The organism is Desertivirga arenae (genome assembly GCF_017355785.1).
GTDB lineage: Bacteria > Bacteroidota > Bacteroidia > Sphingobacteriales > Sphingobacteriaceae > Desertivirga > Desertivirga arenae.
In genome coordinates this window covers 640,123-660,752 of sequence record NZ_JAFEWE010000002.1, presented here as the reverse complement: position 1 = coordinate 660,752, position 20,630 = coordinate 640,123, and the positions used below count along the sequence as shown (strand labels likewise).

16 protein-coding genes and 1 tRNA gene are annotated in these 20,630 nt (G+C 40.3%); 6 read left to right on the top strand and 11 right to left on the bottom strand.

The annotated features are described in order from the left end of the window. Nucleotides 1–44 precede the first annotated feature (44 nt). From J4N24_RS06815 to J4N24_RS06785, 7 genes are all read right to left on the bottom strand, one after another. On the bottom strand, nucleotides 45–632 hold the full coding sequence (locus J4N24_RS06815; protein WP_207532904.1) for a chemotaxis protein CheB: 588 nt from the start codon (nucleotides 630–632) through the stop codon (nucleotides 45–47). Continuing rightward, complete coding sequence (locus J4N24_RS06810) at nucleotides 614–1,441, bottom strand: CheR family methyltransferase (RefSeq protein WP_207532903.1); 828 nt, start codon at nucleotides 1,439–1,441, stop codon at nucleotides 614–616. The genes J4N24_RS06815 and J4N24_RS06810 overlap by 19 nt, the downstream gene beginning before the upstream one ends. Continuing rightward, nucleotides 1,434–1,811 (bottom strand): response regulator, encoded by a 378-nt coding sequence (locus J4N24_RS06805; RefSeq protein ID WP_207532902.1) that lies wholly within the window; start codon nucleotides 1,809–1,811, stop codon nucleotides 1,434–1,436. Before J4N24_RS06805 ends, J4N24_RS06810 begins: the two co-directional genes overlap by 8 nt. Nucleotides 1,812–1,817: 6 nt before the next feature. Further along, nucleotides 1,818–5,432, bottom strand: coding sequence for a response regulator (locus J4N24_RS06800; RefSeq protein ID WP_207532901.1), 3,615 nt, complete (start codon nucleotides 5,430–5,432; stop codon nucleotides 1,818–1,820). Then, a complete protein-coding gene (locus J4N24_RS06795; protein WP_207532900.1) occupies nucleotides 5,413–6,942 on the bottom strand; it encodes an ATP-binding response regulator in 1,530 nt (509 codons plus the stop codon). The genes J4N24_RS06800 and J4N24_RS06795 overlap by 20 nt, the downstream gene beginning before the upstream one ends. A gap of 214 nt (nucleotides 6,943–7,156) precedes the next feature. Further along, entirely contained in the window at nucleotides 7,157–8,332 is a 1,176-nt protein-coding gene (locus tag J4N24_RS06790) for a glycosyltransferase family 2 protein (RefSeq protein WP_207532899.1), read from the bottom strand. 23 nt (nucleotides 8,333–8,355) lie between these two features. Beyond that, nucleotides 8,356–9,276, bottom strand: coding sequence for a glycosyltransferase family 2 protein (locus J4N24_RS06785; RefSeq protein ID WP_207532898.1), 921 nt, complete (start codon nucleotides 9,274–9,276; stop codon nucleotides 8,356–8,358). 67 nt (nucleotides 9,277–9,343) lie between these two features. Here J4N24_RS06785 and J4N24_RS06780 point away from each other — a divergent pair, with 67 nt between their 5' ends. The 5 genes from J4N24_RS06780 to J4N24_RS06760 all read left to right on the top strand — a co-directional run bounded on the left by J4N24_RS06780 (nucleotide 9,344) and on the right by J4N24_RS06760 (nucleotide 16,299). Then, a complete protein-coding gene (locus J4N24_RS06780; RefSeq protein WP_207532897.1) occupies nucleotides 9,344–9,883 on the top strand; it encodes a hypothetical protein in 540 nt (179 codons plus the stop codon). 5 nt (nucleotides 9,884–9,888) lie between these two features. Next, on the top strand, nucleotides 9,889–11,028 hold the full coding sequence (locus J4N24_RS06775; protein WP_207532896.1) for a PP2C family protein-serine/threonine phosphatase: 1,140 nt from the start codon (nucleotides 9,889–9,891) through the stop codon (nucleotides 11,026–11,028). A gap of 10 nt (nucleotides 11,029–11,038) precedes the next feature. Next, nucleotides 11,039–11,365 (top strand): STAS domain-containing protein, encoded by a 327-nt coding sequence (locus J4N24_RS06770; RefSeq protein ID WP_207532895.1) that lies wholly within the window; start codon nucleotides 11,039–11,041, stop codon nucleotides 11,363–11,365. Further along, entirely contained in the window at nucleotides 11,352–11,933 is a 582-nt protein-coding gene (locus J4N24_RS06765) for a hypothetical protein (RefSeq protein WP_207532894.1), read from the top strand. The genes J4N24_RS06770 and J4N24_RS06765 overlap by 14 nt, the downstream gene beginning before the upstream one ends. Nucleotides 11,934–12,063: 130 nt before the next feature. After that, nucleotides 12,064–16,299: a hybrid sensor histidine kinase/response regulator gene (locus J4N24_RS06760; protein ID WP_207532893.1), complete on the top strand. Its 4,236-nt coding sequence runs from the start codon at nucleotides 12,064–12,066 to the stop codon at nucleotides 16,297–16,299. Nucleotides 16,300–16,624: 325 nt separating this feature from the next. On the opposite strand, the gene J4N24_RS06755 is transcribed toward J4N24_RS06760, so the two are convergent. From J4N24_RS06755 to J4N24_RS06745, 3 genes are all read right to left on the bottom strand, one after another. Beyond that, on the bottom strand, nucleotides 16,625–16,801 hold the full coding sequence (locus J4N24_RS06755; protein WP_207532892.1) for a spore protein: 177 nt from the start codon (nucleotides 16,799–16,801) through the stop codon (nucleotides 16,625–16,627). A 25-nt stretch (nucleotides 16,802–16,826) separates the two neighbouring features. Further along, nucleotides 16,827–16,897 (bottom strand) — tRNA-Cys (locus J4N24_RS06750). Between the two features lie 35 nt (nucleotides 16,898–16,932). Continuing rightward, nucleotides 16,933–17,691: a TrmH family RNA methyltransferase gene (locus J4N24_RS06745; RefSeq protein ID WP_207532891.1), complete on the bottom strand. Its 759-nt coding sequence runs from the start codon at nucleotides 17,689–17,691 to the stop codon at nucleotides 16,933–16,935. Between J4N24_RS06745 and tamL the strand changes: the two genes are divergently transcribed. Beyond that, nucleotides 17,682–20,033 carry a translocation and assembly module lipoprotein TamL gene (gene tamL / locus J4N24_RS06740; protein WP_242691531.1) on the top strand — a complete coding sequence of 784 codons (2,352 nt, stop codon included), beginning with the start codon at nucleotides 17,682–17,684 and terminating at the stop codon, nucleotides 20,031–20,033. The two genes, J4N24_RS06745 and tamL, sit on opposite strands and share 10 nt — an antisense overlap. On the opposite strand, the gene J4N24_RS06735 is transcribed toward tamL, so the two are convergent. After that, nucleotides 20,030–20,566 (bottom strand): hypothetical protein, encoded by a 537-nt coding sequence (locus tag J4N24_RS06735; RefSeq protein WP_207532890.1) that lies wholly within the window; start codon nucleotides 20,564–20,566, stop codon nucleotides 20,030–20,032. The genes tamL and J4N24_RS06735 overlap by 4 nt on opposite strands. Nucleotides 20,567–20,630: the final 64 nt, after the last annotated feature.

The window sequence follows — 20,630 nt, the reverse complement described above, 5'->3', positions numbered from 1 at the left end:
TAAAAGGTGGTTCATCCACCTTTTTTTATACCTTGACCATTGATTTAACCTTTATTGCCGAGCAGATTGATCAACTCTGCCATTTTGTGTTTAGAAAGGATATAGTCAGGTGTTAACTTATTTAATGCCTGTACTGGCATATATTTAATTTCTGCCTCTTCAGGGTCTTGTATTATTGTTAACCCCCCGGCTTTTTGAACAGCATGCAAGCCAGCACTTCCGTCTGCATTAGCTCCAGATAGTAGGAAGGCGGCCACCGATCGTTTATATACATCTGCGGCCGTCTGAAATGTTGCATCGATAGCAGGGCGTGAGTGAAGTATCTTCTCAGAAAAATCCAGGGAAAGAGTTCTGTCATCCTCAATAAGAAGGTGATAGTCGGCTGGAGCTACGTAGATAGTCCCAGGCAGGATATCTTCTTTCTCTTCAGCTTCTTTTACCAGCCATCCGGTACGCGAACCGAAAAGATCTGTTAAGGTCGATTCAAAGCTGCTTTTACGATGAATAATAATGATAATAGCAAAGGGAAGACCGTATTTTAAGTCTGGCAAAATACGAAGTATCACTTCAAGAGAGCCAGCCGATCCACCTATTAAAACGAGGTCAACTTGCCTTAAGCTATCTTTCTCCATATTTTCTCCTTTGCATTGATAGCTTTAAACCGGGCGGCAACTGCGGAGAAACGCAGGGTTTCTTTAGAGCCTAAAGCCAAAAAACCCAGGTTATCCAGGCTTTCAGTAAATAGCTCAAAAACCCTTGTCTGAAGTTGCCTGTCAAAATAAATTAATACGTTGCGGCAAAGTATCAATTGAAATTCGTTGAAGGAACGATCCGAAACAAGGTTATGGGTTGAAAAAATCATTTTACTGCTAAGGGAATCTTCAAACTTAGCCATATCATATTTAGCAGAATAATAAGAAGAGAACTCCTGTTTACCCCCCGAACTTATATAGTTCTCTGAATATTGCTTCATTTGGTTCAATGGGAATATGCCATTACTTGCTCGTTCCAGAACTTCAGGATTTATATCGGTAGCGTACAGTAGTGATTTATGTAATAAATTTGCTTCCTTAAGAAGAATGGCCATGGAATACACTTCTTCGCCTGTAGCGCAGCCCGCATGCCAGATCCTGATGACCGGGTAGGTGCCCAAAACTGGTAATACTTCTTCTCTTAATGTCTTATAGAAGCTAGGGTCTCTGAACATTTCAGTTACGGGCACAGTAATTTGTTCCACAAACCTTCTAACGTATTGTGCGTCATGCATCAACCGGTAGCGAAATTCAGCAAAGCTTGGAAAGCGGTCTAAAGTGAACAGGCGATTTATCCGACGCTTGAGAGAAGCTTTCGAGTAGTCGGTGAAATCATAGCCATGAAGTTCGAGTAAATCGTTCAAAAGCACTTTTATTTCATCATCCTGTACAACTTTCAGCTCAAACATCTTTTTCTAGGTAATCATCTATTATTCCCATTAAAGAATCGACATTTACAGGTTTAGATATATAAGCATTCGCTCCAGCCTCCAAACACTTCTCCCGGTCGCCAACCATAGCCTGGGCAGTTACTGCTACTATAGGTACCTGGGAAATAGTATCCCGTTGTCTGATCACTGCTATCGCTTCATATCCATCCATGTCGGGCATCATCATATCCATAAGAATAATGCCAATTTCATCACCATGCTCATTCAAAAGCTCTAGCCCATCCTCGGCAGTGGTGGCAGTAAGACAGGTAAAACCTTTAGCTTTTAGTACGGCCTTTAGTGCGAAGATGTTTCTCGGGTCGTCGTCAATAATTAAAATACTTTTCATTGACTCTTAAATGTTTTTGTTGTAAAGCCATACTCTTAGCAGGGAAATAAGCTGGTCAATATCTACAGGCTTAGAAATATAGTCTGATGCTCCAGCTTTGATACACTTTTCACGATCTCCGGTCATTGCTTTAGCCGTAACTGCAAGTATAGGGAGATCTCGGTACTTATAATTTTTCCTGATCTTTGTGGTTGTTTCGTACCCATCCATTTCCGGCATCATCATATCCATTAAAACTACGTCGACCTGTGGGTTTTCTTCAAGGACTTTCAGGGCTTCTTTGCCATCAGTAGCAGAAAGCACTTTCATTTTAGCTTGTTCCAGTGCCTTGGTAAGTGAGAAGATGTTCCGTACATCATCATCGGCAATTAATACGGTCTTATTCTCCAGAACCTCATTCAATTCTGTCAAGTTCTTCTTAACGCCACCCTCTGCCGGATGCTTTTCCTCAATAAGATGCAGGAATAGAGCAACTTCGTCAAGAATGCGCTGATAGGAGTGTGCTGTTTTCATTACAATACTATCAGCATATTGCTTCAGTTTCTTTTCCTCCGACTTCGAAAGGTTCTTTCCTGTAAAGATGATGATCGGCAGGTTTTCCAGACCTTCATTCTGTTTGATCTCCTCCAGCGCCTGATAAGCAGCGGGATCAGGAATTCCCATATCGAGTATTACGCAATCAACGTTTCTGTCTTTTAATGCCGATACGCCTTCATTAACAGACTCTTTAATTTCGGTTACCACCTGGAAGGTTGACAAAAAGTAAGCGAGCGCTTCTGCGTGTTTTGTGTTTTCTTCAATGATCAGCACCTTTTTTGGATGCCTGTTAAGTGCATCCTCCAGCTTACTGAACATATTCTGCATTTGCTCCAGTGCGATCGGTTTATTAATAAAGTCGACAGCACCCTTAACCAGGCTTTCTTTTTTTGCATCCAGGGCCGACATAATGTGAACGGGAATGTGTCGGGTGTCCTGACTGGATTTAAGTTCTTCCATTACTTCCCAGCCGTCTTTTACCGGAAGTTGAATATCGAGCAAGATGGCTACAGGCTTGAAATGATGGGCCATTTGTATACCATAGTCGCCTTGCGTTGCTACAATACCTTTATAGCCCCGTTTGCGAGTGAAGCCAAGCAGAGTCTTCGCGAAGTTCAAATCATCCTCTACAATTAAAACCACAGTTTCTCCTGGCTTAACAAGTTCCCTGTCATCAGCAATAATTTGCGGAATATCGGCTATTGGTATTCGCGGTGCTGGCTCCTGAATGGTAGGAACAGCAGCAGGTGCAATAATCTCTGGTTCTGCTGGAAGTTCTGAGCTCATCCCTGCTGGTAAACCTGCAGGGATACTGTTACCCTCAACCGGCAGTACAACGGAGAACTCGCTTCCCTTACTCGGTTCACTTTTTAGTGAAATATCTCCTCCCAATAGTCTTGAAAGTTCGCGACTAATAGATAAACCTAATCCTGTACCTCCGTATTTTCGCCGGGTTGAGCCGTCTGCCTGCTGGAAGGCTTCAAATACCTGCTTTTGTTTTTCTACCGGAATACCAATTCCGGTGTCAGTTACGGCAAAACGTACGAAATTGCTATTACCTTCAGGGATAGCAATGCCGAGCTTGACGGTACCCCTGGCTGTAAACTTCAAGGCATTTGAAAGAAGGTTTTTTAAGATCTGCTCAAGACGAAGTTTATCAGTGATGATAGCAGAAGGAGTATCTGAGCTTATTTCGAACTGCAGATCAAGACCTTTATCTTTTGCAATAGGAGAGAAGAGGCCTTTTAGATCATTAACAATTTCTTGCACTGAGGTTTCTGCAAATTCAAGGTCCATTTTGCCAGCCTCAATCTTGGAAAGATCCAGGATCTCATCGATCAGGGATAATAGTCCGTTGCCCGAACTTTGGATCACTTTGGCATATTCGATCTGATCTTCATTCAGGTTCTTCTCCGGATTTTCAGACATCAGCCTGGAGAGGAGCAAAATGGAATTTAGTGGCGTGCGAAGTTCGTGCGACATATTCGCGAGGAACTCTGACTTGTATTTAGTGCTTAATTCCAGTTCTTCGGCTTTCCGCTGGATCTCCAGGTTTCGCTCTACAATCAGCTGGTTCTTTTCTTCGAGGGTGGAGCTCCGTGCTTCAAGTTCTTTATTAGCGTGCAGCAATTCTTCTTGTTGTACCCTTAGCTCTTCTTCTGAAGATTGCAGCTTAAGCGCCTGGGCTTCCAGCTCTGTATTAAGATTTTCAAGTTCTGAATGCTGTGCCTGCAATTCTTCAGACTGCGCTTGAGTCTCTTCCAGAAGCTGTTGTAACCTCTTTCTGCTTTGTGCTGTATTAATAGCCAGAGCAATACTTCTGGAAATACCCTTGAAATAATCCAAATGCCGTTCTGAATATTCATGGAACGAAGCTACCTCGATTACGCCGACAAGGCCATCATCCTGAACAATTGGCACGATATACAGATGAGTTGGTTTAGCTTCTCCGCTGGCATAAGTTATTACAATATCTTCCTCCGACCGGTGATCAAGTTTGATAGGTTTTTTGCTCGATGCTACCTGGCCTACAATTCCTTCTCCAATTTCAATCCGCTGTTTCCTGTTGCGGCTCAATGCATAAGCAGAGGATAATTCTAAATACTCGCTTTCTGTAATAAGGTAAAAAGCTCCTACGTGACTATTAGTATACTGAACAACACAGTCTAGGATGTTACTGCTAAGCTGCTCAATGTCTTTTTCACCAACCATTGTTTCGTTCAATGCGGCAATGCCGCTCTGTAACCATTCATTATCTGATAGTACAGTGAACGAATAATGAAGTGATTCTGCCATCTTATTAAGGGATAGCGCCAGGCTACCGAGCGAATCTTTCTCGTTCTGATCCTCGATCTTTATGGTATACTGTCCGTTTGAAATTTTATCAGCTACTCCTTCAATGATCTTCAAACGCTTGGTCACTTCCTGATCTTTCTCCCGGAGCTGCAAATAGAGCTCAGTTCGTTCTTCTATATCTTTTTTGGCTCTGAAGTAGGATACCAAGGTTATAATGATAGACATGATGGCTGCCAGCACGATCAGGATTGGAGTGAAGATGGCAAATTTGTTCATCTTGTCAGTCCTTACCTTCAGCACCCGGTTCTCTTCCTGAATCATCCTTTTCACAACAGCCCTGGCTTTGTCCATGTAGATCTTACCAGAGATCATATCTTTTGTATCTACTGTACCTACGCTTTTTTTGTAATTAAGGACCTGGTCAAGTCGCTTGATGCGTTTTAAAGTTATGTTTTCCAACTCTTCCGAGTTCTTCTGCTGAAGATCATTGTCCTTGGTTAATTCCCGCACATGGGCAATAGATGCTTCTGCTTTATCGTAAGCCCCATTGTAGGGGTCGAGGAATTCTTCTATTCCGGTAAGTAAAAATCCTCTCTGTCCGGTTTCAGCATCCTTCAGGATTGAAATGGTATTTTCCAGTTCGCGGATAACCTCGTTGGTTTTGTCAACCTGTTTAGAACTGTCAAGAAGGTTTTGAATACTTATATAGGATGCAATTGAACTTAATAGCAATAATAGGAGTGATAAGCCGTATCCTAATTGCAGATTTTTAGTTGCAGTTGATTTCATTGATGCTTTTTTCCTGATTTGTCCCTACGTCAAGCCGTTTATAGACCGGTAATGTAAAATAAAATTCTGAGCCCTTACCTTCCTCGCTTGTTACTCCAAAAGTTCCGTTATGCCTGCGAATTATTTCCGAGCAGATATACAGTCCTATACCCAGTCCCTGAAAACGATGAGAGTTTTCCTCCACCCGATAAAATTTCTTGAAGACGTCGTTAATTTTTTCTGCGGGAATTCCTACTCCCTTGTCACGGATAGTGACTTTTATACAATCCTCAGAAGTAAGTTCAGTACATACTTCTACTGTTTTGTTAGTTGGGGAATATTTTATAGCATTGGTTAAATAGTTGACAAGAACTTGTTCTATCCTGGTATCGTCTCCTATAATTTGAACCTTGTGATCTCCTCGCAAAGAAATCGAGTAATCAGGGTTGGTTTGCCGCGTAATATCAATAGTACTCTCAATAAGTGGTGCAAAGTCGAACTCCTTTTTATTGAAAGCCATTTTACCACTTTCAATTTTCGATATATCCAAGAGATCTACAATCAGGTTCTGAAGCTTATCCAGTTGGGTTTGCGTGCGTCGCAGGTACTTGGTACTCTCTGGTACTTCTTCATTCTGATCCGCTGCCATAGATCGTTCAAGCAATTGCATGTAGGCTTTGATGCTTGTTAGAGGTGTTTTTAATTCGTGACTGGCAATGCTTAGAAATTCATCCTTGCGCCTCTCAGCCTTTTTCTGCTCCTCGATGTCAGTAAAAGTTCCCACCCATTTAACAATGTGGTCGCCTTCCTTAATCGGAGTAGCACGAAGGAGATGATAGCAATATTCGCCATCAGATTGCTTCTTTATTCTAACCTCAACATTTATATGCTTTCCCAACTCCAGGGCTTCCTGCCATTTTTCATCAATACTGGTATCTTCGGGATGAGATTCCGGAAAATCAGTATCAGAAGCAGAATAAGTGAACCAATGTTGATTAACGAACTCAATCTCTCCATTTGCCCTGGCTGTAAATGCAATTTGAGGAAGGGTTTCGAGCGTAGATCTCAATTCCTGAACACGTTCTTTTAGTTCAGATTGAGCTTGTTTTCTGAATTCGATCTCTTCTCTTAATGCTCTTTGAATTTCGTTTAGCTCACGGGTTTGCTCATAAAGACGGTAAAAGGTTTTAACCTTGAGCAGAAGAATATCGGGGTCTACAGGTTTCGTAATATAATCGATACCCCCAGAAGCATAACCTTTGGTTATGAACTGCTTATTAGTATTTACAGCAGACAAGAAAATTATAGGAATGTCTTTAGATTTGCTATAACCTGAGATTGTTTCGGCAACTTCAAATCCATCCATTCCTGGCATTTGTACATCCAGTATAATGAGAGCATAAGAATTCTTTAATATTTTTTTTAATGCCTCCTCGCCTGAAAGGGCCGAATCGACTTCAAAACTATTTATCTCTAATATTTTTTTTAAGGAAAATATATTCTCCGGTTTGTCATCAACTATTAGGATCATTATATGGCAAAGTTCATCTCTTGATCAAAAAATAGCCCCTTTACAAGCATGTTACTCTTTTTGGTAGAATGAAAGATAACAGAAAACGGAGGTGTTTGGTTTTGGAAAAATGGAGAAAGACGCGTTTTGCGGCAGGAAAATTTATGGTAGATGCGGCTGTGTTTTGTATGAAGTTAAGAGCCAGTTGTTTGCCTATCAACTGGCTCTTTTTTCCTTATTCTTTTCTTTTCGCTTTTTCCCAGACAGCACTTTGTTGCTTTCTGAAATATCTTATAATTCCTGCAAGTACCGCATAATTCATTACACAGAAATAATAGGGTATGAACAGGATCTTAATCCTTAAATTCTTCTTCTCAAATAGGTAGCCGATAAATGCCATCAGATAAAATAAGATCTGGGCAAGCAAGAGTAGTTGAAAAAGCAACTCCTCAGGCTGCAGGGCTATAAGCACGTTCAGTATAAAGGCAAGGATTAATAAGAAAGGGGTAATTGTCCAGCGTAGTACCCGGTGACTAATGTACTGAAAGCTTAAGGTGCCGTACTTGAAAATATTAAACAAACCCTTGAGCCAGATGATGGACTGAATTCCGCCTGCGGCAATCCTTACCTTTCTTTTTAGCTCTTCGGAAACATCCGCTGATGCAGTTTCGGAGGCATAGGCTTCGGGTTCATATATGATTCTGTATCCTTTCTCAGCTATCAGCATTGAAATCATAAAGTCATCAAGAATAGCGTCTTTACTAACAGGCTGATATAAACTTTTTCTAACGCTAAAGAGTTCTCCGGCGGCACCCACAACGGAATACAACTCGGAATCCCATTTTTTCAGTGTAGATTCATACTTCCAGTAGAAACCTTCCCCGGCTGCACTCGCATCTGCTTCTTCTCCGGCCATTACACGCTTCTCACCAGCTACAGCACCCACCTTAGGATCTGCGTAATGACGACAGATAGTAATAAGCGCCTCTTTATTTAGATAAGTGTTAGCATCTGTAAAGACGATAACGTCAGTATGGACTTGTTCTACAGCCCTGTGTACTGCCGCGATTTTTCCGCTTCGTTCAGGACGATGCATCAATTTCAATTGAGGGAACTCGCCAATAATATCTGGTGTCCTGTCATTCGATCCATCGGTCACAAATAATATATCCAACTTTCCCTCAGGATAGGCGAGTTGAAGTGTATTGCTGATCTTTTCCCTTATAAATCCCTCCTCATTGTAGGCAGCAATAACCAGAGTACATGTTGGAAGGTCTTGAAAATCGACCTCAGGTATCGGCCTTTTGCCTTTAACTGAACGTCGTATTTTTATCAGAAAATATAAGAGAATACCGTAGCCCAGAAAGGTATAAAAAACGATAAACAGGGATAGCCAGAAAGTAAATTTCATTCTATAAAAGGTCTGTTGAGATGTTAGATTTTATTGATGGGAAAGCCTAATTCGCTGCTGTTCTTTTTATGAGTAATATTCCACCAAATGGCCCTGAAAAGCTGCTTAGCCAGATCCATTCGACCTTCCTTCACATACTTAAGCAAGTTCCTCGGTGAAACCAGAAGTCCAAAATGGCAATAGAATATTAATCTGGAGAGTACCGGCGCATTTCTTCGGATAAAAAGAATTCTATTCCTGTTCATGAAAAACTCTTTTAAAGGACTTTTCTTGCCAACTGAAACGGATTCTTTATGATAGATCAGGGCGCGGGGTTCAACCCAAATTTCAAATCCTGCTTTTTTAATACGTTCGCACCAGTCCATTTCCTCATAATAGAGGAAAAAGTGCTGAAACATAAGACCCGCTTTTTTGATAGCAGACATCCTTACCATCATGGCAGCGCCATGGGCAAAACCTGTAAGGCCAGTTACATTATCGTACTGTCCCTTATCAATTTCAAATTCACCTACAGTCTTATTCCTCGCTGTATTAAAATTCATTGATGTGAATCCGACATATTGCAAGGTATCCGGCTGATCAAAAAAACGTATTTTAGGAGAAACCATACCAACTCTGGGATTTTTATCAAGGACAGAAACGAGGGTCTCTATCAAACCAGGGGTAAACTCCGTGTCGTTATTAACGAGGAAGAGATAGTCGCCCGTGGCTGCTTCAATACCAAGATTATTCCCTCCGGCAAAACCTAAGTTCTCATCAGAGCGTATAAACGCTACATCGGGATATTTTGAAATCCATTCTGGTACAGGATCATTTTTGCTGCCGTTATCAACTACTATAATTTCAATATCAGGATACCGGTTCAATAGCGAAATAGAGTGAAGAAGCTCTTCTGTTACTTTAGGCTGGTTGTAATTAACAGTAATAACTGAAACTTTATTCATTTAAATCCGAAAAACACTTTTTACGCTATTTATACGGGGAAGATACAATTTAAATTAAAAAAGCGGTTTGGAAAAGAGAAATAGCCTGGATCAACAAGTAGCGCGCTTTGCGGAGCTGGATAAAAATGTAGTGTCGATTGAACAAAAGCTGGATGAACTGATCCTTCTTTTGAATGAGAGTGATCTGGACAGCGCCACCGTACAGCGTCTGCAAACTAAATTCAATACTGCGTTATCAAAAGAAGAAGACCGATTTAAGGCATTTCAAAAATTAGACGATCCATGGTCATCACGACTTGAAATGGCAGATGATCTTGAAAACCTTCTTTCTACCTACCAGGTTGACAGTAAGGCTTCAAAAAAATACTTATATGCCGAGCGCTTGTTGAAATTTGTATTAATGCTTACATCCATTGTTCTGATTACCCTGGGTTTTTCGCTTATTGTACTTCCTCAGCCTGCGGAATTCGAAATGTTCACCATCTATCATTTCACAACTGATGATGGCTTTACATTAATGGATTTAATTGCTCTCTTAATTGTGTTGGCTGGTGTATATTTGCTCATCCGGTCTATTATCCGTACTAATAATAATAGTGCCGACTAAATTATATGCCTCAATCCCAAAAGAAGATTCTGCTAGTTGATGATGACCGGTTTATCCTGATGCTCTTTGATAAGGCTTTAAGTACCGAGGGGTTCCAGTGTTTATCAGCCAGTTCAGTTGCAGACGCATTAGAGATTTTAAAAACAGAGCTTCCTGATATTATTCTTTCTGATTATCAAATGCCCGGAGCTGATGGTTTTGAATTCAGATCAATCGTTTTGAATGATAAACGACTCAAAAATATTCCCTTCGTTTTTTTAACCTCATATACTGACCGCGATATGATTCAGAGAGGGTTGGACATGCTGGCTGTAGATTATATTGATAAAGAGACACCGGTTGCCCTGGTAGTTTCAAAACTTAATAATATTTTACAAGCTATTCGCAAGCAGCACGAAAAATCAATGAATGAAATCCGGGTTGCCGCAGAAGCCTTAAACCTAAGTTCTGTTCCTTCAGAACCACCCTCTGTAGAAGGTTTCAAGGTTAACTTCCTTTACAAAAGCTTTGAGGATTATCCCGGGGGAGATTTTATAGACTTTATACGCATCGATAATCGCTTCACTTTTATGGTACTTGGCGATGTTATGGGTAAGAAATGGGGAGCCTGGTTCTTTTCCTTCAACTTCCTTAGCTATATCCGCTCTGCCATCAGGCTTTGTGTTTTCGACGGAGACCTATCCACTGCCAGTATCATACAGAAAATTAATAAAGTAATATTTATGGACCCGGTACTGGGAGATGTTCTATCGACACTGTCATTGCTTATGATAGAGCACGAAACTGGAAAGGTTTATTATTCTGGTGCCGGCGACCTGCCCTTGATTTGGTATAAAGCAAATGAAAAGAAGAGCGTAACCGTTAATTCTTCAGGATTATTACTAGGGGTTATGCTTGAAGGTCAGTATAATGAAGAGGTAATGGAACTTTTGCCTGGTGATCAACTCATCGTTGTATCCGACGGGATGATTGATTTCGAAGAGAACGGCGAAAAGAAGAGTGATTACGATTTGTTCTTTAATTTAATTCAACCTATACTCGGAAACGAAGGAACGCTTGAAATGATAAAAAGTGTAACTTTTTCGGAAGAAAAGAGTAAAGAGCTTGTAGACGACTGTAGCTTGCTATTCATCGAAAGAAAATAAAAAATATAAAATGTTAGAAACCTCACAACACAATAATTACACAGTTGCAAAACTATTAATCAAGGAAGCCAACCTGGATGTAGCTGATCAATTTAAAACAGAAATGTTGCAGTTGGTGGATAAGGGTAACAGCCAGATTGTAGTAAGTTTTGAAAACGTTGTTTATGTGGACAGTTCGTTTCTGGGCGCTTTGGTGTCAGTATTGAAGTACGCGATGTCAAAAGGGGGCGATATCGCAGTAGCTCAACTTAATAAGGATATAAGTAATTTGTTCAGCCTGATAAGAATGAACAAGGTTTTTAAAGTTTACAATACCGTCCCGGATGTTTTTGCATAAGAATAAACTTTCCTCAGCAACGCATATTGAAAGAGAGTTCCTCTTTTCGAATGACTCGAAGGTCATGTATTCGTTGTTGAACGAAATTATTTCTTTTATAAAAATCCATTTCCCCTCTGAAATTTACGAAGATAAGATCAGTAATTGCAAACAGGCTCTGATTGAATTGCTTACTAATGCTGTCAAGCACTCGAATACCAATACTTCTTCCATTTCAGTGATTATAGAAGATCAGAAGATCGAACTGGTCAAATTAGATAAAGGCAGGCCTTTTTATCTGGAACATTACACAGATTGGCCTCCTATTAGCTGGCCTTTATCTAAACAATATATCGGTGAAAAGATAAAGATCTACAATGATGATTTTTCTCTCCTTCATGCAGTGATCCAGAACGAAAACCGAATTGCCTTCGAACTGGAAGAGTTCCCGATTGAAAGTGTGAATCTGGACACGAACCTGATGGAGCATTATGGACTGATGATTCTTACTAAAGTATCGGATCAGTTCTACTATGTCCGCGATTCATCTTCGAATACCAACATTTTTCACGTCACTATCAATATTTAAGAAGTACTGATTGGACCTTAGGCTTCTAAAGTCCCCATGCTTAGGAGGTTTTGATATAGCTTGTTTCCTTTTTATGCATAAAGGTTATACAAAAAATATAAGGTTATATTTCGCAACTCTTCTTGCCTTAATGCTGTTTCCTGTGCTGGTTTATTCTCAGGATGTAGATTTGAGGTTTAGAAGAATAACCACGAGGAATGGTTTATCGCAAAGTAATGTTACGAGTGTTGTAAAGGACAAACGGGGTTTCTTATGGATCACCACCCGCGATGGACTCAATCGTTATGATGGTAATGATTTTAAGGTATATCGCTATGATCCTGAAAATCCCCATAGCGTATCCAGCAATTATCTTAGCAGCCTTTTTCTGGATAGGCAAGGCATTCTTTGGGTTGGTAGTAATGCTGGTCTGGATCGCTATGATCCCTTAAACGATAATTTTATTCATTATCCCTACAAGAAGACACTTCATGTGAAGGTTATCTATCAGGATTCCAGAAACAGGATATGGATAGGAAGCAAAAGTGGTTTCTTCCTTTTTAACCCATCAAAGGGTACCTATAAAGAATATTTGCATCGGGATGGCGATTCAGGATCGATAGGAGATGAGGATATAAATTCAATCACCGAGATCAATAATAAGCTATGGTTAGGAACAGCAAATGCCGGAATAAGCATCTTTGATCCAAGTAAGAGCACCTTTACCAATTATCTCTATAATCCATCTGATCCGGGAAGTATAGGAGCGAAAAACGTAAAAAAGATACTCAGAGACAGCAGAGGAAACATTTGGGCTGCAACAGAAGGGGGGGGGCTATCTTTATTTAATCCCTTATCCAAGTCTTTTTCCAGTTTCAAAAACAATCCTGCTGATCATCATTCGATTGGAAGTAATCATCTTATTGCCCTGGCCGAAACGCGCGACGGTCGCTTGTGGATAGGGTCTGAAGCTGAAGGCTTGTCTATTTATGACCCCGTTCAAAAGAGGTTTTCCGTATATAAAAATGATCCCTATGATAGCCGGACGCTTTCCCATAATACTGTTCGCAATATCTATGAGGATGCCGATGGAACAGTATGGTTATGTACCAATAGTGGTGGTATTAGTTATCTAAGTAAACAGGCAGACAAATTTAAACACTATAAGTCTATTGCGCTGAAGACTAACAGCCTTAGTAGTAACCTTGTTAAGTGTATTCTAAAAGATTCTCGTGGCCATATTTGGGTAGGAACTGAGACAGGAGTGGATGAAATCCTGCCGGGTGGTATCTATAAGCATTATACCCAGGGGAGCGCGGGCAAGGGTTTGATTAGTAATAATATTAATGCAATTGCCCAGATCAGCACAGAAGAAGTAATGTTTGGGACCCACGATAAGGGAGTAAGCGTATATAATTTTATAACAAAGAAGTTTAGCACTTATCAGCACGACCAGGCGAATAGTAATTCCTTATCAGATAATAGAATTTATTCAATTTTCATTGATAGTCGTAAGAATATTTGGGTAGGGACCTGGATGGGCGGATTAAACCTTTTTGATCCCAAATCGGGAACTTTTAAGGCATTTAGAAGCACTCCGGGGGATAGTAGGACTATCGCCTCAAATGTTATCTACGATATAGTAGAAGACCATGCCCGGAACCTATGGATCGGCTCGGATAAAGGCTTGATTCATTTTAATATACAAAACAAGGTTTTCCAGCAATTTAAGCATGACGCTAAAAATCGTAATTCCTTGTCTAATAATCTTATTAATAGTTTGTCGATTGACAATTCTGGGAACCTATGGATTGGAACTGCAGGAGGTGGTTTGAATTGTTTTAATCCAAAAGCAAAGAAGTTTAAGGTGGTCAGCGAAAAAGATGGCCTTACTAACGATTTCATCAATGCTGTTGAAATTGACAGTAAAGGAGAGCTATGGCTGAGTACCAATAAAGGTGTATCGAAATACAGTCCTGTAACAGGAAAAGTAGTTTCCTATCAGACAAGTGATGGCTTACAGAGTAACGAATTTTTGCGGGATGCATCCTATAAGGCTAGCGACGGAGAGATCTTTTTTGGCGGCATAATGGGCTTTAACAGCTTTTATCCCAACAGGATCATGGTTGATTCTGTACCTCCTCAACTGGTATTAACAAACTTTTATTTGTATAACAAAGCTGTAGAGCCAGGAAAAAGCTCTCCCTTAAAGGAGTCGATTTCAGAAGCAAAAGAAGTTCGGTTAGGTCCCGATCAGAAGTACATAACATTCGAGTTTTCAGCCCTTGAGTTTTCCTCTGCCGCAAAAGTCCAATATGCATACCGCTTAGAAGGCTTTGACCAGGATTGGAACTATGTAGGCAATGAGCGTAAAGCCACCTATACCAACTTGCCTCCCGGTAAATATTATTTTGCAGTAAAAGCAACAAATAGCGATGGTGTATGGAATGAAAAAGGAATTCTTCTGAAAGTGATTATAGAACCTGCTTTCTGGGAAGCCTGGTGGTTTAAAGTAATCATTCTAACCTTAGTGGTTGCCGCTGGTCTTTATGGAGATAAATATAGAATAAAAAGGATCGCGGAGCAAAAGCAACAGCTGGAGAAACTGGTGAAAGAACGCACAGAAGAGATCAATAAGCAGAAGGAAGATCTTGAGCTGTTAAACACTGAGCTTCAGTATAAATCGGAAGAACTGCAGGCGCAATCGGAAGAACTGCAAAGCCAGTCGGAAGAGTTGCAGAGCCAATCGGAAGAATTGCAGGAGGTGAATCGCGAATTGCTTGATCAAAAGGAGCATGAGAATCAGGCCCGTTTAGAGGCCGAATTGGCCCGACAGGAAGCGGAGAAAGCTAATCAGGCTAAAAGTGTATTCCTTGCAACAATGAGTCACGAGATCCGAACTCCAATGAATGGAGTTTTGGGGATGACTGCACTTCTTTGCGAGACAGAGCTTAACGAAGAGCAAAGAGAGTATGCTGATACTATTTATAGCAGTGGGGAAGCATTGCTAAATGTTATTAACGATATTCTTGACTTTTCAAAGATCGAGTCGGGCAATATGGAGCTCGATCCCCATGATTTTAATTTGAGGCAATGTATCGAAGATGTTCTGGATCTATTTTCCAGTAAGGCAGCTAATAGTGGCATTGACCTGATTTACCATCTGGATCCGTCTATTCCTCCTATGGTTATCGCTGATGGGTTGCGCTTGAGACAGATCCTCATTAATTTGGTAGGAAATGCGATAAAGTTCACAAGTCACGGTGAAGTGTTCTTAAGTGTAAGCGGAAGGAAAAGGGAGGGGCAAGGCCTGGATTTGCACTTTGATGTGAAAGATACAGGCATAGGAATACCACAGGAAAAAATAGAATCCTTATTCAAGGCCTTTTCTCAGGTCGACTCTTCTACTACCAGAAAGTACGGTGGAACAGGGCTTGGACTGGTGATCTGTCAGCGACTTGCCCAGCTAATGGGTGGAGATATTTGGGTTTCCAGCGAGTTTGGAAAAGGTGCCACTTTCAGCTTCAACATTGCTGCCGAACAAAGTGCTAAAGGTAGCCAGTTAGATCTTCATTATGACCTGGCCGGTTTGGAAGGCAGAAAGGTGCTTGTTGTTGACGATAATGAGACGAATTTAAAGATATTGAGGCTCCAGATGGAGCAGTGGAAATTGTTGCCAGAACTGGCACCTTCGGCTGAGCATGCTTTAGGGCTTCTATCTAGCGGTAAAAAGTACGACCTCGTTGTTACTGACATGCAAATGCCCGAGATGGATGGAGTTGATCTAAGTAAACTTATAAAGAAAAATTATCCATCGCTGCCGATCATTCTGTTGAGTTCTATTGGTGATGAAACCAAAAAGAAGTATCCTGATCTTTTTGCTTCTATACTTACCAAGCCGGTCAAGCAGCAACATTTGTACAAGGTTGTTCAAAAAGAACTTTCATCAGCGGTTGAATTGCCTGTAGCCTTACCTGCAGCACCAAAAGTGCTTTCTGAGGAATTTGCGACGAAAAATCCTTTTAAAATCCTGGTTGCTGAAGATAATTTGGTAAATCAGAAATTGATCGTTAAAGTACTTAATAAGTTGGGTTACCAGCCCGACCTGGCAGAGAATGGCCGGATTGCATTGGATATGCTCGACAAAGAATTTTACGAGATCATCCTGATGGATGTGCAGATGCCCGAGCTTGATGGTTTGGAGACTACGAGGTTAATTCGAAAGAATTTTATACGGCAACCTCAGATCGTGGCAATGACCGCCAATGCAATGGTTGAGGATCGGGAGGAATGCCTGAAAGCAGGAATGGACCATTATATATCCAAGCCAATTAAGTTACAGGAACTGATCTCTTACCTCGAAGCACTTTCGGCAGCTAAAGCGTAATATGATTATACCGGGAAACTTGTGTGCGTTCTGTTCTTAGTGCGTGCACAAGCTTTAATATTAAAAATATCAATTATTCTTCGTCCTTCCTTACCGGAGCAGTCACAATTTCGTATGCCATCCAGGCAAATATGATAAGGAATACAATCAGCACAAATCCCATTAAATCCTCTTTCTATTATAGATACGTATAAGACAGGATTTTGGTATACGGAGAGAAATGCTAATAGGTGGAAACAGGTTTAGGAAATGGGAAAGGATGAAAATAAAAAAGCGCTTTTTGTTTAAAAAGCGCTTTTTTATATGGTTCGAACAGCTTTAATTACTAAGCTTGTGCTTCGATCTGAGCTAAAACAGCATTATTCTTTGCGATCTGGCTTTTAGCAGATTCTTGAGAACGGCTACCTATTTCCAGGTTACGACCTAACTTAAGAAACTGAACCTCCAGGCGCGATACCGTTTTATTCTTTCTGTCTTTTCTTTTTAAACGTGTAACTCCCATGGTATTCTTTTTAAAATATTTACTGAGGTCGGAAGCGGATTCGAACCGCTGTACGAGGTTTTGCAGACCTCTGCCTAGCCACTCGGCCATCCGACCATTTCCTTGTTTTTAAGGAACGCAAAAATAGTAATTTATCTGTTCAAGCCAAAAGAATTTCTCTTTATTTCTGAACAAAAAATCGAAGTGGCAATTGCAACATTGAGAGACTCTGCTTTTCCAAACTTTGGTATAGTCACTGATTCAGTTACTTGCGCTATAATTTGTTCAGAAATTCCTTTTCCTTCGTTACCCAAAACTACGAAGCCTTCCTCTTTAAAATTTGCCTCATAAATGTTCTTTCCATCCAATAAAGCTCCGTAAATCGGGAGTTTAGTGGATTTTAGAAAGGGCAACAGGTCAGTGTAAGTTACTCTGATGCGTGAAAGGGAACCCATAGTAGCTTGCACAACTTTGGGATTGAATGCGTCCACTGTGTCAACAGAGCAGACGATATGCTCCAAACCGAACCAATCTGCTGTTCTGATAATCGTACCCAAATTGCCGGGATCCTGGATACCGTCTAAAACAAGTGTGAATTTCCCTTTAAAACTTTCTGGCGCAAAACCCGTTTTTTCAGGGATTTCAACCAGGGCAATAGCACTCTGTGGAGTTGTCAAAGCACTAAGTTTTTTTATTTCGGCATCCGTAACTTCATGAATTTTTACTTTTTGTGTTATTTTGCTAAACCTTTCGAGGTGATCCGCAGTGCAATAAATTGAGGATACCGTATAATCAGAACTTAAAAATTCAGTTATTGATTTTACGCCTTCTGCAATGAAGAGCCCATGCTCTTTTCTGTGCTTCTTTTGTTGTAATGCATTTACAAAACTAATTTGAGATTTTGAAAGCATATTTAAACGTATATAATTTCCTGCTTGCAAGTATAGCGCTTTTGCTGCTTATCTTTTCCGGTTGTTCTGCAACCCGGTACTTAAACGATAATGAAGCCCTGGTTAGAAGTTCCAGGATCAAGGGAGTGGATAATGAATTTACAGAAGAAGCCTCACTTTATATCCAGCAAAATGTTCGACCTAACTCACGTTTAAATCTTGCATTGTACAATCTATTAAATACTAAGAACGGAAAGTATAGAACGGACAGGATTAAAGATATTGGGGAAGCACCTCACATCCTTGACTCGACCATGGTAGAGATCTCAAGGAATGAAATCGAAAAGTTTCTTATAAAAAAAGGGTACTTCAGGGCAAAAGTTAAAGCAGAGGTGGAAATTGAAAAGAAGAAAGCCTATGTAACTTTTCTCGCTACTCAAGGGCCTTCATACAAGTTGCGTAACTATTCTTATGAGATTGCTGATTCTGCTGTGAAGGAATTATACGTTTCGAAACGTAGTTCTTTTACGCAAATTAGCAAGGGGATGAGGTATGATGAAGATTCTCTAAAATATGAAAGTAATCAAGTGTTCGAGATGCTGAAGAATAACGGATACTATGATTATGTACAGCAATACATGCACTGTTTGATAGATACCAATGTTGGAAACAACCTTGTAGATGTAAAAGCTATTGTGGATAATCCGCCCAACCGCGATAAGCATCTTATTTACAGTATAAATAACACTCATATTACAGTTAACACCAGCAATGGAGATTCTGCATCAAGAAAAGGTCCTGATTCTTTAGTCGTAGATTCTCAGTACTATTTCAAAGATTATTCTGGCCGCTTCAGATTCAAGCCTTTTTCAAAATATATATTCTTCAATAAGTTTGATCTTTACGATAATGAAAAGCGGGATCTTACCTATAATCGTTTGTATGAGCTGAATGTCTTCAAGAATATTTCCATTGAATATACCAAACGTAAAGATGACACGACAACCCTGGATGTAAATATCCTTGCTACGCCCTTAAAGAAAATGAGCAACAGGGTAGAAGGGGAGTTTACATTCAATTCAGGAAGCAGCGGTTTTAACGTTGGAAATACCTATTCTAACAGGAACGTTTTTGGGGGTGCTGAACAGTTAGATATAAAGTTCCGCTATGGGATACTCCGTGACTCGCGTGATCAGAACAGCTTTTATAACAGAGATTTTCAGGTAGGAGCAAATCTTACCTTTCCCCGCTTGTTGGCTCCTTTTAGGATCCCTTCCATGGGACGGTATGGTATTCCAAGAACGACCATTTCCAGTAGTCTTCAAATTTCTGATTGGAGCAAGGCTCTATCCAATAGATTATTCATTAATTCGATCACTTACAATTGGGCGGAAACGCAGTTTAAGGTCCATAGCTTAACTCCAATTAATATCGAATACCGGGATGGTCGTTTGGATCCCGCGTTTAGAGATACTTTAATCGAGCAGGGGAATAGCATTTATGTAGAAACTAACGATCGACAGTATATTAACCTGGGTAGTCAATATAGTTTTACTTTTAACAACATCAAGCTCAATAGCTACGAGAACTTTATTTATTTCAGAAGCTTTACAGATCTTGGAGGTAATACTTTAGCCCTTCTCGCTAATGCACTCGATCTTCCTAAAAATAGCGGAGTCAGGACTTTGTTCAGATTACGCTACCTTCAGTACGCAAAAACTGAATTTGACCTTAGGTGGTACAGAAGTCTTGGCGGCGAGCGTCAATTCATTGCAAGGATCTATCCGGGCATCGCCTATCCCTATGGAAATAGTTCAGATCTTCCTTTCGAGAAGAAGTTTTACGTAGGGGGATCTACTGGTATAAGGGCATGGCAAGCCAGAACTTTAGGACCTGGAAATTATAACCGATCTGTGCGTACTCAGGAAGTTCGTGAACGCTTGACGAACCTGGACCAGCTGGGCGAGATCAAGCTGGAAGGAAACCTGGAGTACAGGTTTAAAATGTTGGATAATCTTTTTGGCGCTAAACTAAAAGGTGCCGTATTTGGTGATTATGGTAACGTATGGGCCTTCAATAAACTTGGAGGTATTCCTTCTGCTCAAGTTCAGCTTAAGCTTAATGAACTCTTTAATCAAATAGCTATTGGGACGGGGGCAGGGCTGCGCTTTGATCTTGACTACTTTGTATTCCGCTTCGATGTTGGTATTAAAGTGAAGGATCCTCAGTTTGGGGATGAAGATCAGTGGGTGATCAAACACTTGTTTAATAATAAAGAGTTTAAAGAGCAATACAAGCTCACCAATTCTCCCGATAGATATAATTTCTTACAATATAATTTCGGTATCGGATTGCCTTTCTAAAAGAAGAGCGATTTCAATCCTTCAAACAATGTTTCGAAGAAGGTTGGAAAGCTAAGTCCGTTGCTCGAATTAAACAGGAAAATAGCTATCAGAATGATAATCCCGTAAATGAGAAATTTTCTGAATAAGCCGGATAACACTATAATTGCAATAGGTATTAGGACCAGAAGCTTAAGATTTATTTTTATTGGAGTTAAAGAATCAGCCTTTTTCCAAACATAATAGAGTCTGGTGACGGATGAACTGTCATTGACATGCTTTAAATAAATAAAAGTTGATTTTTCTATTGGCTGAGGAGTTATGGCAATACCATCGTTAAATCGCAGATCTTGTTTAAAGCCATTAATATTAAATTGAAATCTTCCCGAAACTTCCAGTGGTCGTTCATTACTGTCGGTTGCTATAATGGCTATCTTATCATTCTTCAGAAGGCTTTCCTTAATAATAAAATTGCTTAGCCGGCCAGGTTCAGAACCGAAGGCTGAGAAACCCAGACAAAAAGAAAGTATGGCAATGGTAAGTAATGTTTTCATTAGAAATCTTTGTTTAATGGCCAGGTAGATCTCACCTTTCAATAACACAATGATAAATAAAAGT

Bases quoted from the DNA above. Each gene is read 5' to 3' on its own strand.
- J4N24_RS06815 (WP_207532904.1), bottom strand. From the start codon at position 632: ATGGAGAAAGATAGCTTAAGGCAAGTTGACCTCGTTTTAATAGGTGGA.
- J4N24_RS06810 (WP_207532903.1), bottom strand. From the start codon at position 1,441: ATGTTTGAGCTGAAAGTTGTACAGGATGATGAAATAAAAGTGCTTTTG.
- J4N24_RS06805 (WP_207532902.1), bottom strand. From the start codon at position 1,811: ATGAAAAGTATTTTAATTATTGACGACGACCCGAGAAACATCTTCGCA.
- J4N24_RS06800 (WP_207532901.1), bottom strand. From the start codon at position 5,432: ATGAAATCAACTGCAACTAAAAATCTGCAATTAGGATACGGCTTATCA.
- J4N24_RS06795 (WP_207532900.1), bottom strand. From the start codon at position 6,942: ATGATCCTAATAGTTGATGACAAACCGGAGAATATATTTTCCTTAAAA.
- J4N24_RS06790 (WP_207532899.1), bottom strand. From the start codon at position 8,332: ATGAAATTTACTTTCTGGCTATCCCTGTTTATCGTTTTTTATACCTTT.
- J4N24_RS06785 (WP_207532898.1), bottom strand. From the start codon at position 9,276: ATGAATAAAGTTTCAGTTATTACTGTTAATTACAACCAGCCTAAAGTA.
- J4N24_RS06775 (WP_207532896.1), top strand. From the start codon at position 9,889: ATGCCTCAATCCCAAAAGAAGATTCTGCTAGTTGATGATGACCGGTTT.
- J4N24_RS06770 (WP_207532895.1), top strand. From the start codon at position 11,039: ATGTTAGAAACCTCACAACACAATAATTACACAGTTGCAAAACTATTA.
- J4N24_RS06765 (WP_207532894.1), top strand. From the start codon at position 11,352: ATGTTTTTGCATAAGAATAAACTTTCCTCAGCAACGCATATTGAAAGA.
- J4N24_RS06760 (WP_207532893.1), top strand. From the start codon at position 12,064: ATGCTGTTTCCTGTGCTGGTTTATTCTCAGGATGTAGATTTGAGGTTT.
- J4N24_RS06755 (WP_207532892.1), bottom strand. From the start codon at position 16,801: ATGGGAGTTACACGTTTAAAAAGAAAAGACAGAAAGAATAAAACGGTA.
- J4N24_RS06745 (WP_207532891.1), bottom strand. From the start codon at position 17,691: ATGCTTTCAAAATCTCAAATTAGTTTTGTAAATGCATTACAACAAAAG.
- J4N24_RS06735 (WP_207532890.1), bottom strand. From the start codon at position 20,566: ATGAAAACATTACTTACCATTGCCATACTTTCTTTTTGTCTGGGTTTC.